The following is a 13,792-nucleotide window of genomic DNA, read 5'->3' as shown; positions in this document are numbered from 1 at the left end:
GGCACCGGTGCACCGGCTGGGTCCGGCTCGATGGCCGGCACCGCGCGCTACGACGCCGATCGCCTGCTGGCCGGATACCGCGCCGCGCGGGCCCAGGAAGCGCTCTTCGATCTGCGGCACGGCCCGGCAAGCGGCTATGACGAGTTCGTCGACCAAGACGGCAATGTGCGCCCGGGGTGGGCCGAGCTGGCCGACGCCATCGCGGAGCGGGGTCGCGCCGGGTTGGACCGGCTGCGTTCGGTGGTGCGCGACCTCATCGACAACGACGGCATCACCTACACCGACGTCGAGCCCGGCGGTCGCGGCCAGGAGCCCCGGCCCTGGCAGCTGGACACCCTGCCCATCGTGCTGTCCGCGGCCGACTGGGAGGTGCTCGAGGCCGGCCTGCTGCAACGATCGCGGGTGCTCGACGCCGTGCTGGCCGACCTGTACGGTCCGCGCAGCCTGCTCACCGAGGGCGTCCTGCCCCCGGAGCTGCTGTTCGGCCACCCCGGGTATGTGCGCGCGGCCAACGGCATCGAAATCCCGGGCCGCCACCAGCTTTTCATGTACGCCTGCGATGTCAGCCGGCGTCCGGACGGCACCTTCGTCGTCAATGGCGACCGCACCCAGGCGCCCTCGGGGGCCGGGTACGCGCTGGCCGACCGACGCGTCGTCGCGCACTCGATTCCCGAGCTCTACGAGCGCATCGCGCCACGACCGACGACGCCGTTCGCCCAGGCGCTGCGGCTGGCGCTGATCGACGCGGCACCCGATGACGCCCGGGACCCGGTCGTGGTGGTGCTGTCTCCGGGTATCTATTCCGAGACCGCGTTCGACCAGGCCTATCTGGCCACCCTGCTGGGTTTTCCGATGGTGGAATGCGCCGACCTGGTGGTGCGCGAGGGCATGTTGTGGATGCGCTCGTTGGGCACGCTGAAGCGCGTCGACGTCGTGCTGCGCCGGGTCGACGCCGACTACACGGACCCGCTGGATCTGCGCGCCGACTCCCGCCTCGGGGTGGCCGGTTTGGTGGAGGCCCAGCACCGCGGGACGGTGACCGTGGTCAACACGCTGGGCAGCGGAATTCTGGAAAACCCTGGGCTGCTGCGTTTCCTGCCCGCGATGGCCGAGCATCTGCTGTCGGAGACGCTGCAGCTGCCCACCGCCCAGGTCTACTGGGGCGGCATCGCCAGTGAACGCTCACACCTGGTGGCGAACCTGTCGTCGTTATTGGTGAAGTCCACCGTCGGCGAGAAAACCCTTGTCGGGCCCACGCTTTCGGCTCAGCAGCTGACACGGTTGGCGGCCCGAATCGAGCAGACCCCGTGGCAGTGGATCGGCCAGGAACTGCCACAATTCTCGTCCGCGCCCACCGACCACGCCGGCGTGCTGTCGTCGGCGGGCGTCGGCATCCGGTTGTTCACCGTTGCCCAGCGCGGCGGCTACGCGCCGATGATCGGCGGCATCGGCTATGTGCTGGCACCCGGATCCGCCGCATATACACTGAAAACCATTGCGGCAAAGGATGTCTGGGTGCGACCCACCGAGCGGGCCCACGCCGAGGCGATCAGCCTGCCGACGCCGGAGCCGCCGGCGAAGACGGCCGCGGGCACCTGGGGCATCAGCTCCCCGCGTGTGCTGTCCGACCTGTTCTGGATCGGCCGCTACGGCGAGCGCGCCGAAAGCATGGCGCGGCTGCTGATCGTCACCCGCGACCGGTTCCACGTCTACCGCCACCACCAGCACAGCGAGGAAAGCGAATGCGTGCCGGTGCTGATGACCACGCTGGGCCGCATCACCGGAACCGACATCGCGGCCGACAGCGACGGCGACCACGCCGAGATGATCGCGATCGCCCCCTCCACGCTGTGGTCGCTCACCGTCGACCCGCACCGGGCCGGCTCCCTGGTGCAATCGGTGGAGGGTTTGGCACTGGCCGCGCGGGCGGTGCGCGATCAGATGTCGAACGACACCTGGATGGTACTGGCCGCGGTCGAGCGCGCACTGGCACTGGAAAGCGAACCGCCGGACTCACTTTCCGAGGCCGACGCCCTGCTCACCGGGGCCCAGACCCAGACGCTGGCCGGCATGCTGACCCTGTCGGGGGTGGCCAACGAGTCGATGGTGCGCGACGTCGGCTGGACGATGATGGACATCGGCAAACGGATCGAACGCGGGCTGTGGCTGACGGCGTTGCTGCAGGCCACCCTGACTGTCCGCCGCGGCGCCGCGGCCGAACAGACCGTCATCGAGTCCACCCTGGTGGCGTGCGAGTCCTCGGTCATCTACCGGCGCCGCACGGTGGGCAAGATCAGCGTGGCCGCCATGGCCGAGCTGATGCTGTTCGATGCGCAGAACCCGCGGTCGCTGCTGTACCAGTTGGAGCGGCTGCGGATCAATCTCAGGGACCTGCCCGGCTCGTCGGGGTCTTCGCGCCCCGAACGGCTGGTGGACGAGATCGGCACCCTGCTGCGGCGGTCCCATCCCGCCGAGCTCGAACGGGTCGGCGGCGACGGCCGGCGTGCGGAGCTAGCCGAGCTGCTCGCTGCGGTCCATGTCGAGCTGCGCAACCTGGCCGAGGTCATCACCACCACCCAGCTGGCGCTGCCCGGTGGCATGCAACCGATTTGGGGCCCGGACGAACGACGGGTGATGCCGGCCTAGCCGGCCGAGCTTCACGCGTTCGATGTCGCCCGGTCCTCGGCGACGCCGTGTAAGCGGTGTGGATCGGGCAGTCGCCGGCGCCGCACCATGTGCACCAGCGCCAGGACCGACAGCGCGGCGGCGTAGATGCACCACAGCGACGCGAACGCCTGCGTGTAGACGATCGCGACCACGGTCAGCCCCACCAGGTTCGCCAACCCGAACACCACAATCGAGCGATAGCCCGACATCAACGCCGGCCCGATGACGGCGATGACGTAGAGCGCCGCCCACACGTAGCCGTCGCTGACGCCGGTCTGGTACTGCAGCGCGTGGGGACCCTTCGTCACCGTGACCGGTTCGGTGAGCACGACGACGGCCAGATAAACCGACACGACGGTGCCGAGCACCGCGAACGGCGCCACCCGCAGCCGGGCACCGCGCGGTTCCAGCATCAAGATCGCCCAGGGCACCAGCGCGGGAAGCAGCGGCAGGGCGATGAAGACATACGCACGCATCGCCACGTTGGCCATCCCCGGGGAGACAACGCCGTTGGGCCACACGGCCGCCTCGATGAACTGGTGGACCGCGAAGACCGTCGGCAACAGAGCGAATGGCACTTCGCGCCAGTGCTTCACCTCACGCAGGGTCGCCACCGCGACCGGCACCAGAGCGGTGCCCACGACCAGGTCCGCCGTGATCGAGAAGCACACCGCCGCAGTATTCCCGTTTGCGCCGCTGCCAATCGAGGCCGAAACTCAGCCGGCTACCGAGGCGCGACCGCGGGACTCCGAGGTCACGTCGTCGACCACGGTGTGGATGAACTTCATCTTCCCCAGCACCGCGACCGGCAGCACGAACGGGTACAGGTCGTCGTGGCCCATTGACCGGTTCACCATGTTCAGCGACCACGACAACGGCAGCCACATGTCGATGATCGTCTGAAAAGCGCTGGGGCCCAACGCGGGCCGGTCGAACGTGGCCGACGCCGGCGCCAGTCCGCACCACGCCGAGGTGTCCAGCGTGTCGCGAATGTGCAGGTAGTGGGCGAACGTCTCGGCCCAGTCCTCGGCGGGATGCATGGTGGCATAGGACGAAACGAAGTCCTCCTGCCAGCCCTCGGGAGCGCCCTCCCTGTAGTGGCGGTCGAGCGCCTGCTGATAGTCGGCTTCGTGGTCACCGAACAGCTCGTTGAACCGCTGCACGTAGTCGCTGAACGGCGCGATCAGCCGGTAGTAGTAGTAATGCCCGATCTCGTGGCGGAAGTGCCCCAGCACGGTCCGGTAGGGCTCGTCCATCTCGACGCGCAGCTGCTCACGGTGCGCGTCGTCGCCCTCGGCCAAATCGATGGTGATGACCCCGTTTTCGTGTCCGGTCGTCACCTTCTCGTGCGCGCTGGACAGCAACCGAAACGCCAGCCCGTAGTCGGGATCCTTGTCCCGTCCGACGATCGGCAGCTTCAGCTCGTGCAGCTCGGTGATCAACCTGCGCTTGGCCGCCTCGGCGCGGGCGAACTCGGCCATCCCGACGGTGTCGGCGTCGTTGGGCCGCTCAGTCGTCAGCGCGCACGAGGGGCACAGCAGCCGGGGGTAGTTGACCGGGACCAGCCAATTGCATTCGGCGAGCAGCAGGTTGGCGCACAGCTGATACTCGCCGGCGTGGACGAAGCCCGCGTGCTCGGTGGCGTCGTCCTCCGAGATCACCAGCAGCGCCATCTGGTCGAGCGAAAACCCCAGCGCGCTGCCGCAATTCAAGCAGGTGGAGTTCTCGAAGGTCAGGCGCTGGCCGCAGTTGGGGCAGGTGAAGTCACGCATGCAGCACTTCACCTTCGTAGGGCACCACGTCGACGGCGACGTCGATCACGCTGTGCTCCGAGTTGGTGTAGATGATGCCCCGCAGCGGCGGAACGTCCGCGTAGTCGCGGCCTCGGCCGACGACGATGTAGCGCTCGTCGACCATCTGGTCGTTGGTGGGATCGAGCCCCAGCCACTCGAATTGGCCGGGCTGTTGCGGAGTCCACACCGCCGCCCAGGCGTGGGTGGCGTCGATGCCGATCATCCGATCCTTTCCGGGTGGCGGATCGGTGGCCAGGTACCCGGATACGTAACTGGCCGCCAACCCGTTGGCTCGCAGGCAGGCGATCGCCAGCCTGGCAAAGTCTTGACATACCCCTTCGCGGGCGGCCAGAACCTCATTGACCCCGGTGGAAATCGTCGTCGACCCCGACCGGTAGGTGAAATCGGTGAAGATGCGCGACGTCAGATCGCCCAAGACCTCAATCAGCGGGCGCCCCGGGGTGAAGCTGGGCGCCGCGTAGTCGCGGACGTCGTCGGTGATCTCCGGCGGATTGAGGTCGAGGGTGAACTCGGTCGCCAGCGCTGCACCGGGCCCGACGGGCCGGGCCGCCTCCCACGGCTGCGCCGCCGGCCCGCCGGTGTAGAGATCCGGGCCGGGCGGATAGACGTCGACGATCGAGTCGCTGGTCACCTTCAGCACCCCGTGCGGTTCGGTCACGTGGAAATAGGAGCTGATGTTGCCGTAGCTGTCCTCGCTGGTGGAGCTGTCGGCGGGGGCGGGGTCGATGATCAGCCGATGCGCGACACAGCGCTGCCGCAGCGAGTCGCGCGGGGTGAGAAATCCGCGGCCATAAGAGCTGGTCACGACGTCGGAGTAGCGGTACTCGGTGCGGTGGGTTACCCGGTGGCGGCGTGCGACCCCGGTCCCCGGTTCGCCTGGTTCTGCTGGCAAGCGCTTCCTCCTCCTCACCGCTGATCTCATCACATGCCGGACGACTGCGTGTGGTGCGCGGGACGCCCCCTCGCGTACCGTTTGCCGATCCGACGGCATTCCCGCCAAAACGGGAGCACAATCGTGTTGTGGCCACGTGGGGCGACGTCGCCCGCATCGTTGGTGAGCTGGCACTCACCTCCGAGCCGTCACCGCACGACTGGCGGGTCGGCAAGAAATTGCTGGCCTGGGAGCGGCCGCTGCGGCCCTCCGAGCGCGAGGCGCTGGAGCGCGACGGCCCCCACCCGCCGCAGGGCGACATCCTCGGCGTTCGGGTGTCCGACGAGGGCGTCAAGTTCGCGCTGATCGACGACGAGCCCGGGACTTACTTCACCACACCGCATTTCGATGGCTATCCCGCGGTGCTGGTCAACCTGGCCGAGATTTCGGTGCGTGATCTCGAGGACCTGATCACCGAGGCGTGGCTGACCCAGGCGCCGCGGAAGTTGGTTCAGGAGTTCCTGGCCGACTCACGCTGAAGCGCTCAGACGTGCCGAAGATCGATGACCCGTTGCAGGTCGTCGACGCAGGCGCTGACGACGTCGGCGAGGATCACCTGCGTCTTCTCGCGCGCGCCGGATTGCAGTTCCGCGGCGTGATGACGCGCCGAGGCCGCGTACGCGCAGGCGCCGGCGGGATCGGTGTCGGCGAGCGCGGTCGCGGCGGCCAGCACCACCAGCACGGTAGGCACCGGCTCGGAAAGGCGTTCGCGGCCGCCGTCCGAGGTGGGATCGGGGCCGGGCGAGACGGCGCGGGCCAGTTGCAGCACCGAGCCGGCCAGGAGGGCCACGTGCACGGCCTGGTGGTCGGCGGCCCGGATCGTGGTCCGCAAGCCCCATCGCCGCGGCGCGATGGTGACGACGTGGCGCGCGGTGGTGCGCGCCTCGAGCAGCCCGCTGAGCTGTTCGTGCACCCGGTCGACGGCCGTCAGCGGCCAGTCCGGCGGCGGTTCCTTGCGGCCGACGGCGACGTCCGCGGCCCGGGACAGGACATCGCGCAGCACCCCGAGCACACCGACGCGGGCATCGCGCAGCACCGTCAGCGGGTCGGCGGGAAACAGCAGGACGGCGAAGACGATGGCCACCGCACCGCCGATCAGCGCGTCGAAGATGCGTTCCAGCCCGACGCCGCCGTGGTAGAGGGCCAGCACCAGGATCGCCGACACCACGGTCTGGTTGGCGAACATCATGCCGTGACCGATGAAGCCGCCCCCGATGAACACCGCGGCGCCCAGCGCCACCAGCGCGGCGACCGCGATGGGCATCTCGCCGGGACCGAGCAGGCCCTGCACCAGCGAGCCCACCGCGATCCCCAGGGTCACCCCGATCATCATCTGAATGGCGCGTTGCGCGCGCAGCACGTTGCTGGTCGACAACGACACGGCGGCCGCGATCGGCGCGAAGAACGGCTGCGGGTGGTCCAGGACATCATGGGCCAGGTACCAGGACAGGCCCGCGGCCACCGCGGTCTGCACCAGGTTGAACCACACCACCCGCAGCCGCTTGCTGCCCGCGCGCGCGGCGGCGAGAACCAGCGATGGCCCTGCCCGCCGCGAAGCGCCCACCGCCTAGGTTCGGCTTAACTCGAAGAGCGGAATGACCCGGGTGGTCTTGGCCTGGTACTCGGCGAAGCCGGGCGCGACGGCGGTGACTTTGTCGAACAGCGCGGCCCGCTCGTCGGCGGGCAGCTCGTGCGCGGCGACGTCGAACGAGTCGGTGCCGATCTCGACGCGCGCGTGCGGATTGGCCCGCAAGTTGTGCACCCAGGCCGGGCTGACCGGGGCGCCGGCGAAGGAGCCGATGATGATCAGCTTGCCGTCGATGCGGAAGTAGGCCAGCGGCGATACCCGGGGCTGGCCGGATTTGGCGCCGGTGGTGTGCAGCAACAGCAGGTCGGCGTTGGCGAACTGGCCGCCGACCTTGCCGTCGTTGGCGCGGAACTCCGCGATGATCTTCTCGTTGAAATCGTTGACGAATGCCGGGTCGAGGCGCTGTTCCTCAGTCATGGCGCCGCTCCTCCTCATCGCTGCGCTCTGCATCGTCGCCAGCGCGCGTCATGCCCTGTCAACCTTCTCGCGCTTGGCGTCTATTCCGGACTCCTTCCTAGGCGTAACCGAGCCGCTGCTATCACTGCCTCGGCTTCTGCAATTACCGCTTCTGCCACCGCCGCCTTGGCTTCTGTCTCGGCTTTTGCTGTCTCGGCTTCTGCTACATCGCCTCGCCACGCCGCATGTCCGCGTGCCTCCGCTTGTAAGACGATCAACAGCCCCGCGCAAGCGACGATAGCCACTACTGGACCCGCTGCGACGGTGACGATGAACGCAAAGCAAAAACCCGCCACAATCAGCCGCCTCTTCATCATCATGGAACTTAAGTCGGCTTGTACCGCATCGACGTTACCCAGGACCCGCAGGCGGCAGCCTCGTCATCCGCGAACCACCGGTGCAGCGGGCAACCCCGCGCATGGGCGACATCGACACCATCGACTCCGACGCGTATCGCACGCACCGACTTCCCGGCCGTTAGGTCACCCAGAATAAGCGAATTCCAAGGTTAGTAAGCAAATTCCAACATTAGTAAGCAAATCTATAGAGTCCGATCCGTGATCGTGTCGTGTTTCGATTGTGATTCTTGACGCGCAGTGTTACCCGGGTGACTTGAGTGTCTGAAAGCACTCGGTGCTTCAGCGGAGTTTGAGGAGTATCCCGTTGTCCCGGAACATGTTTGCGATGTCGAATGCTCGAAGGCCACGGACCCGAGGGACGCTGGGTATGGCGCTCACGATGGCGGCAATTGGCGCAATTGGTTTTAGCAGCGGGATCGCTGAGGCGGCTCCGCAGCAACCTTTGCTTGTCGACGATCCAGTGGCCGTTCCCGCCCCTGCCGGGCTTGACCCCACCACGGCTGTGAACATCGCGAACACGATCTTCGGTGAGCTCGGTTCTTTGTTGAATGGCTGGTTTCCCGGCAGTGGTTCCAGCACAAACCCCCTGCTTCCCGGCTATCCGAACACGGTGTTGCCGGGGCAGACTCCTGCGATGCCGTACTCGCCCGGCGCCGTACTGCCCGATCCATCGTCGTACTAGCCGGGGCGGATGCGCTGTGAATGTCATCGACGGGTCGGCCCGCCGATCCGTCCAAAGATCGACCTCCCGTAAGCGGCCGGGCAGCCGATGGTGAACGCGGCGTCATCGACTTGACCGCCGCGAGCACATGAGCACGGTCCGTTGCAAGTCAGCGAGTTAGCTGGGTCGCAGCTTGGCGTCTATTCCGGACTCCTTGCGCTGCTGCGCCGTGATGGGTGCCGGCGCCTCGGTGAGCGGGTCGACGCCGCCGCCGGTCTTGGGGAACGCGATCACCTCTCGGATCGAGTCGACCCCGGACAGCAGCGCGTTGATCCGGTCCCAGCCGAACGCGATGCCGCCGTGCGGCGGCGCGCCAAAGGTGAACGCCTCCAACAGGAATCCGAACTTCTCTTCGGCCTCGGCCTTGTCCAGGCCCATCACGGCGAACACCCGCTCCTGAATGTCGCGGCGGTGGATGCGGATCGAGCCGCCGCCGATCTCGTTGCCGTTGCAGACGATGTCGTAGGCGTCGGCCGGCACGTTGCCGGGATCGGAGTCGAGAGAGTCCTCGTATTGCGGCTTGGGCGAGGTGAACGCGTGGTGCACCGCGGTCCACGCCCCGGAGCCGACCGCCACATCGCCGGCGGCGGTCGCGTCCTCGGCGGGCTCGAACAGGGGCGGGTCGACCACCCACACGAAGGCCCACGCGTCCGGGTCAATGAGGCCCAGCCGCTTGGCGATCTCGCCGCGGGCCGCGCCCAGCAGCGCCCGTGACGACTTCGCCGGGCCGGCCGAGAAGAAGATGCAGTCCCCCGGCTTGGCCCCGGCGTGGGCGGCCAGACCGTCGCGTTCGGCGTCGGACAGGTTCTTGGCCACCGGACCGCCCAGCTCGCCGTCGTCGCCGACGAGCACGTAGGCCAGCCCCCGGTGCCCGCGCTGCTTGGCCCACTCCTGCCAGCCGTCCAGGGTGCGCCGCGGCTGCGAGGCCCCGCCGGGCATCACGACCGCACCGACGTACGGCGCCTGGAAGACGCGAAACGTGGTGTCTTTGAAGAACTCCGCGCACTCGACGAGCTCGAGTGAGAACCGCATGTCGGGCTTGTCGGAGCCGAACCGCCGCATGGCATCGGCGTAGCTGATCCGCGGGATCGGGCGCGGGATCTCGTAGCCGATCAGCGCCCACAGCGCGGCCAGGATCTCCTCGGAGACGGCGATGATGTCCTCGGCGTCGACGAAGCTCATCTCCAGGTCGAGCTGGGTGAATTCGGGTTGGCGGTCGGCGCGGAAATCCTCGTCGCGATAGCAGCGCGCGATCTGGTAGTAGCGCTCCATGCCGGCCACCATCAGCAGCTGCTTGAACAGCTGCGGGCTCTGCGGCAGGGCGTAGAACGAGCCCGGGTGCAGGCGGGCCGGCACCAGGAAGTCGCGCGCCCCCTCAGGCGTCGACCGGGTGATCGTCGGGGTCTCGATCTCGACGAAATCGTGCCGCGCCAGCACCGCGCGCGCGGCCGCATTCACCTTGGAGCGCAGCCGCATTGCCGCGGCCGGGCCGTCCCGGCGCAGGTCGAGGTAGCGGTACTTCAACCGCAGCTCCTCGCCGGCGGGCTCGTCGAGCTGGAAAGGCAGCGGCGCGCTCTCGCCGAGCACGGTCAGCGAGGTCGCGTTGACCTCGATGTCGCCGGTCGCGATCTCCGGGTTGGCGTTGCCTTCCGGCCGGATCTCGACGACCCCGGTCACCGCGACGCAGAACTCGGCGCGCAGCCGGTGCGCCTGGGCCAGGACGTCCGGGTCGCGGAACACCACCTGCGCGACGCCCGAGGCGTCCCGCAGGTCGATGAAGATGACGCCGCCGTGGTCGCGGCGACGGGCCACCCAGCCCGCCAGCGTCACCTGCTGCCCGGCGTCGCTACTCCTCAGCGAACCCGCGGCGTGACTGCGCAGCACGAAACACTCCTTTTCACTGGCCAGAACGAGTGCCCAGTCTAAAGGAGGTAATTTCGGTGGCATCGCCACAGACGCTGCTACCAACATCGCCCTGGTCGGTCCCGGCGCCGTCGGCACGACGGCCGCCGCGCTGCTGTACCGGGCCGGTCACTCGGTGATGGTGTGCGGTCGCACCCCGCGCGATGCCATCGAACTGCGGCCCGACGGAGCCGATCCGATCGTCGTCCCCGGGCCGGTGCGCACCGATCCCGCCGAGGTGACCGGGTCGGTGGACGTCGTCCTACTGGCCGTCAAGGCCACCCAGAACGACGCGGCGGCCGGCTGGCTGGACCGGCTGTGCGACGTCCACACCATCGTCGTGGTGCTGCAAAACGGTGTCGAGCAGGTCGAGCAGGTGCAGCCGCACTGCCCGCTGTCCCCCGTCATCCCCGGCATCGTGTGGTATTCGGCCGTCACCCAGCCCTCGGGCTGGGTGAGGCTGCGCAGTGAGGCGGCGCTGGTCCTGCCCAGCGGGCCGTCCGGACAGGCCGTCGCCGAGCTGCTGCGCGGCGCCGGGTGCCGGGTGGACTGCGAACCCGACATCATCACCGCGGCCTGGCACAAGCTGCTCACCAACGCCCTGGCGGGGTTCATGGCGCTGGCGCGGAGGCGGTCCGGGATGTTCCGCCGCGACGACGTCGCCGCGCTGTCGCGGCGCTATGTCGCCGAGTGCCTGGCGGTCGCCCGGGCCGAGGGCGCCCGGCTGGCCGACGGCGTGGTCGACGAACTGGTCGACATGTTCCGCAACGTCGCCGAGGACATGAGCACGTCGATCCTGACCGACGCGGAACATCAGCGGGCGATGGAATGGGACATCCGCAACGGCGTGATCATTCGCAAGGGCCGGGCCCACGGCCTGGCCACGCCGATCAGCGACGTCATAGTGCCCTTACTGGCCGCGGCCAGCGACGGCCCCGGCTAAGTTGAATTGTCCAGCTCCTCCTCCCGCGGTTTCACCGCGCGCATCGTCGCCGGACCAAGTTGAATTGTCCAGCTCCTCCTCCCGCGGTTTCACCGTGCGCATCGTCGCCGGACTAAGTTGTTGTCATGTTCCCGTGCGAGCGCGTCGATACGAGCTTCACCGAGACCGCACCCTTCCGGTTCAGCAACAGCGTCGACCTGGCCATCACCCCCGAGCAGCTGTTCGAGGTGCTGTCGGATGCCCAGTCGTGGCCGCGGTGGGCGAAGGTGATCACCAAGGTGACGTGGACCAGCCCCGAGCCGCGCGGCGTCGGGACCACCCGCGTCGTCGAGATGCGCGGCGGCATCGTCGGCAACGAGGAATTCCTCGCGTGGGAACCGTTCACGCACATGGCATTCCGGTTCAATGAATGCTCGACCCGATCCGTGGCCGCCTTCGCCGAGGATTACCGGGTCGAGGTCATCCCGGGTGGCTGCCGGCTGACGTGGACCATGGCCCAGAAGCCGGCCGGACCGGCGAAGCTGGCGATGGTCGTGGTGGGGCCGCTGCTGAACCTGGCCCTGCGCCGCTACCTGCGCAACCTGCGCAGCTACACCGACTCCCTTGCGACCCGGCAACGTTAGGAGAGCGTCATGACCTTCAACGAGGGCATGCAGATCGACACCAGCACCGCGTCCTCGTCCGGCGGGGGCGGCATGGGAATGGCCGTCGGGGGTGGTGGCCTCGGGCTGCTAATTCTCATCGGCGCGCTGTTCTTGGGCGTCGATCCCGGCCGCGTCATGAATTCCCAGCAGACGAACACCGGTGGCTACTCGGCGCCCGGGTTCGACCTGAGCCAGTGCAAGACCGGCGCCGACGCCAACAAGTACGTCCAATGCCGCGTGGTCGCCACCGGCAACTCGGTGGACGCGGTGTGGCACCAGCTGCTGCAGGGTTACACCCGTCCCCACGTCCGGCTGTTCACCGGATCGGTGGAGACCGGCTGCGGACACGCCACTACCGCGGTCGGGCCGTTCTACTGCCCGGTGGACAAGACGGCGTATTTCGACACCGACTTCTTCCAGGAGCTGGTCGATCGATTCGGTTCCAGCGGTGGGCCGTTCGCCCAGGAGTACGTGGTCGCCCACGAGTATGGCCACCACGTGCAGCAGCTGCAGGGCCTGCTGGGCCGCTCTCAGCAGGGCGCGCAGGGCGCCGGCGGTAACGGCGTGCGCACCGAGCTACAGGCCGACTGCTACGCCGGGATCTGGGCGCACTACGCCTCCACGGTCAAGCAGGAGAGCACCGGCGTTCCCTACCTGGAGCCGTTGAGCGACAAGGACATTTCCGATGCCCTCTCGGCCGCGGCCTCGGTGGGCGATGACCGCATCCAGAAGGAATCCACCGGCCGGGTCAGCCCCGAGTCCTGGACGCACGGTTCGTCGGAACAGCGGCAGAAGTGGTTCACCATCGGCTACCAGACCGGTGACCCGAAGAAGTGTGACACCTTCTCCGCGCCCGACCTGGGTTAGCCGCAGCTAGGCGAGCAAGCCCCGCAGCTCGGCGCGGCCCTGCTCGTCGAGCGGCAGCAGCGGGGCGCGCGGGTCGCCGACCGGGAAATCGAGCAGCTCCAGGCCGGCCTTCACGGTGGTGGCCAGTCCGCCCGCGACGATGAAGGTGAGCAGCGGCTTGAGGTCGTCGTAGAGCTTCTGCGCGTTGTCGAGGTCTTGCGCGCGCACCGCCTCGTACAGGTCGATGCAGGGTTGTGGCCGCAGATTCGGTGCGGCCGTGCACCATCCGGACGCTCCGGCCTTCAGCGCGTCGAGCACCAGCGGGTTGCTGCCGTTGTAAAAGGGCAACCGGTCGCCGGACAGTTCGGCGATGCGCTGCATCCGGGTCAGGTCACCGGTGGATTCCTTGACCATGCGCACGTTGTCGATGGCTTCGAACATGCGCACCAGCAACTCGGGAGGCATGTCGACGCCGCTGGTGGCCGGGTTGTTGTAGGCCATGATCGGGATGGAGATGGCGTCACTGATGCTGCGGTAATGCTGGAAGATCTCGCGCTTGGTGAGCTTCCAGTAGGACACCGGCAGGATCATTACCGCGTCGGCCCCGGCTTGCTGTGCGTACGTGGCGCGCCGAATCGTCTTGGCGGTGGTCACATCCGACACCCCGACGATCACCGGGACGCGGCCGGCCACGGTGGCGATGGTGGTGTCGACGACGGTATCGACCTCGGGTTCCTCGAGGTACGCCAGTTCGCCGGTGCTGCCCAGCGGCGCGATCGCGTGAACGCCGGCGGACACCAGCCGCTCGACCAGTGCGGCCAGCCGACCGGTGTCAATCCCCTTTTCGGAGAACGGGGTCACCGGGTAGGCGATGATGCCGTGGATCTTGGGCTCTGACGGTCGCGCCACAGCGGGCTCCTT

14 protein-coding genes are annotated in these 13,792 nt (G+C 68.2%); 6 read left to right on the top strand and 8 right to left on the bottom strand.

Annotation, left to right across the window (positions count from 1 at the left end; all coding sequences use genetic code 11):
- The first annotated feature begins 30 nt into the window (after positions 1-30).
- Complete coding sequence (locus A5760_RS24315) at positions 31-2,646, top strand: circularly permuted type 2 ATP-grasp protein (RefSeq protein ID WP_155764464.1); 2,616 nt, start codon at positions 31-33, stop codon at positions 2,644-2,646.
- Between the two features lie 11 nt (positions 2,647-2,657).
- Here A5760_RS24315 and A5760_RS24310 read toward each other — a convergent pair whose 3' ends face one another.
- From A5760_RS24310 to A5760_RS24300, 3 genes are read right to left on the bottom strand one after another with little or no spacing between them, the layout of a single operon-like run.
- Positions 2,658-3,338, bottom strand: coding sequence for a DUF6629 family protein (locus A5760_RS24310; protein WP_064885604.1), 681 nt, complete (start codon positions 3,336-3,338; stop codon positions 2,658-2,660).
- A 45-nt stretch (positions 3,339-3,383) separates the two neighbouring features.
- Positions 3,384-4,439 (bottom strand): zinc-binding metallopeptidase family protein, encoded by a 1,056-nt coding sequence (locus A5760_RS24305; RefSeq protein ID WP_064885602.1) that lies wholly within the window; start codon positions 4,437-4,439, stop codon positions 3,384-3,386.
- Complete coding sequence (locus A5760_RS24300; protein WP_064885600.1) at positions 4,432-5,403, bottom strand: transglutaminase family protein; 972 nt, start codon at positions 5,401-5,403, stop codon at positions 4,432-4,434. The genes A5760_RS24305 and A5760_RS24300 overlap by 8 nt, the downstream gene beginning before the upstream one ends.
- A 98-nt stretch (positions 5,404-5,501) precedes the next feature.
- On the opposite strand from A5760_RS24300, the gene A5760_RS24295 reads away from it, so the two are divergent.
- A complete protein-coding gene (locus A5760_RS24295) occupies positions 5,502-5,891 on the top strand; it encodes an MmcQ/YjbR family DNA-binding protein (protein ID WP_064885598.1) in 390 nt (129 codons plus the stop codon).
- A gap of 5 nt (positions 5,892-5,896) precedes the next feature.
- On the opposite strand, the gene A5760_RS24290 is transcribed toward A5760_RS24295, so the two are convergent.
- From A5760_RS24290 to A5760_RS26855, 3 genes are all read right to left on the bottom strand, one after another.
- Positions 5,897-6,976: an FUSC family protein gene (locus tag A5760_RS24290; RefSeq protein ID WP_064885596.1), complete on the bottom strand. Its 1,080-nt coding sequence runs from the start codon at positions 6,974-6,976 to the stop codon at positions 5,897-5,899.
- A 3-nt stretch (positions 6,977-6,979) separates the two neighbouring features.
- Entirely contained in the window at positions 6,980-7,417 is a 438-nt protein-coding gene (locus tag A5760_RS24285; RefSeq protein ID WP_064885594.1) for a nitroreductase family deazaflavin-dependent oxidoreductase, read from the bottom strand.
- An 80-nt stretch (positions 7,418-7,497) separates the two neighbouring features.
- Complete coding sequence (locus A5760_RS26855; RefSeq protein WP_231122733.1) at positions 7,498-7,776, bottom strand: hypothetical protein; 279 nt, start codon at positions 7,774-7,776, stop codon at positions 7,498-7,500.
- Positions 7,777-8,182: 406 nt separating this feature from the next.
- On the opposite strand from A5760_RS26855, the gene A5760_RS26850 reads away from it, so the two are divergent.
- Complete coding sequence (locus A5760_RS26850; RefSeq protein ID WP_155764455.1) at positions 8,183-8,497, top strand: hypothetical protein; 315 nt, start codon at positions 8,183-8,185, stop codon at positions 8,495-8,497.
- Between the two features lie 156 nt (positions 8,498-8,653).
- On the opposite strand, the gene aspS is transcribed toward A5760_RS26850, so the two are convergent.
- Positions 8,654-10,483, bottom strand: coding sequence for an aspartate--tRNA ligase (gene aspS, locus A5760_RS24275; protein WP_155764454.1), 1,830 nt, complete (start codon positions 10,481-10,483; stop codon positions 8,654-8,656).
- Here aspS and A5760_RS24270 point away from each other — a divergent pair.
- From A5760_RS24270 to A5760_RS24260, 3 genes are all read left to right on the top strand, one after another.
- Positions 10,482-11,381, top strand: a complete 900-nt coding sequence (locus A5760_RS24270; protein ID WP_196772199.1) for an oxidoreductase — start codon at positions 10,482-10,484, stop codon at positions 11,379-11,381. The genes aspS and A5760_RS24270 overlap by 2 nt on opposite strands.
- A gap of 125 nt (positions 11,382-11,506) precedes the next feature.
- Positions 11,507-12,004, top strand: a complete 498-nt coding sequence (locus tag A5760_RS24265; RefSeq protein WP_064885586.1) for an SRPBCC family protein — start codon at positions 11,507-11,509, stop codon at positions 12,002-12,004.
- Between the two features lie 9 nt (positions 12,005-12,013).
- Positions 12,014-12,892, top strand: a complete 879-nt coding sequence (locus A5760_RS24260) for a neutral zinc metallopeptidase (protein ID WP_064885584.1) — start codon at positions 12,014-12,016, stop codon at positions 12,890-12,892.
- Between the two features lie 6 nt (positions 12,893-12,898).
- Here A5760_RS24260 and A5760_RS24255 read toward each other — a convergent pair whose 3' ends face one another.
- Entirely contained in the window at positions 12,899-13,780 is an 882-nt protein-coding gene (locus tag A5760_RS24255; protein WP_064885582.1) for a dihydrodipicolinate synthase family protein, read from the bottom strand.
- Positions 13,781-13,792 lie beyond the last annotated feature (12 nt).

The sequence above is a fragment of the Mycobacterium colombiense genome, assembly GCF_001665835.1.
Taxonomy (GTDB): domain Bacteria; phylum Actinomycetota; class Actinomycetes; order Mycobacteriales; family Mycobacteriaceae; genus Mycobacterium; species Mycobacterium colombiense_A.
The sequence above is the reverse complement of the archived record's forward strand: the minus strand, read 5'-3'. Positions and strand labels throughout refer to the sequence as shown.

Bases quoted from the DNA above. Each gene is read 5' to 3' on its own strand.
- aspS (WP_155764454.1), bottom strand. From the start codon at position 10,483: ATGCCACCGAAATTACCTCCTTTAGACTGGGCACTCGTTCTGGCCAGT.
- A5760_RS24300 (WP_064885600.1), bottom strand. From the start codon at position 5,403: ATGAGATCAGCGGTGAGGAGGAGGAAGCGCTTGCCAGCAGAACCAGGC.
- A5760_RS24265 (WP_064885586.1), top strand. From the start codon at position 11,507: ATGTTCCCGTGCGAGCGCGTCGATACGAGCTTCACCGAGACCGCACCC.
- A5760_RS26850 (WP_155764455.1), top strand. From the start codon at position 8,183: ATGGCGCTCACGATGGCGGCAATTGGCGCAATTGGTTTTAGCAGCGGG.
- A5760_RS24315 (WP_155764464.1), top strand. From the start codon at position 31: ATGGCCGGCACCGCGCGCTACGACGCCGATCGCCTGCTGGCCGGATAC.
- A5760_RS24285 (WP_064885594.1), bottom strand. From the start codon at position 7,417: ATGACTGAGGAACAGCGCCTCGACCCGGCATTCGTCAACGATTTCAAC.
- A5760_RS24305 (WP_064885602.1), bottom strand. From the start codon at position 4,439: ATGCGTGACTTCACCTGCCCCAACTGCGGCCAGCGCCTGACCTTCGAG.
- A5760_RS26855 (WP_231122733.1), bottom strand. From the start codon at position 7,776: ATGATGATGAAGAGGCGGCTGATTGTGGCGGGTTTTTGCTTTGCGTTC.
- A5760_RS24260 (WP_064885584.1), top strand. From the start codon at position 12,014: ATGACCTTCAACGAGGGCATGCAGATCGACACCAGCACCGCGTCCTCG.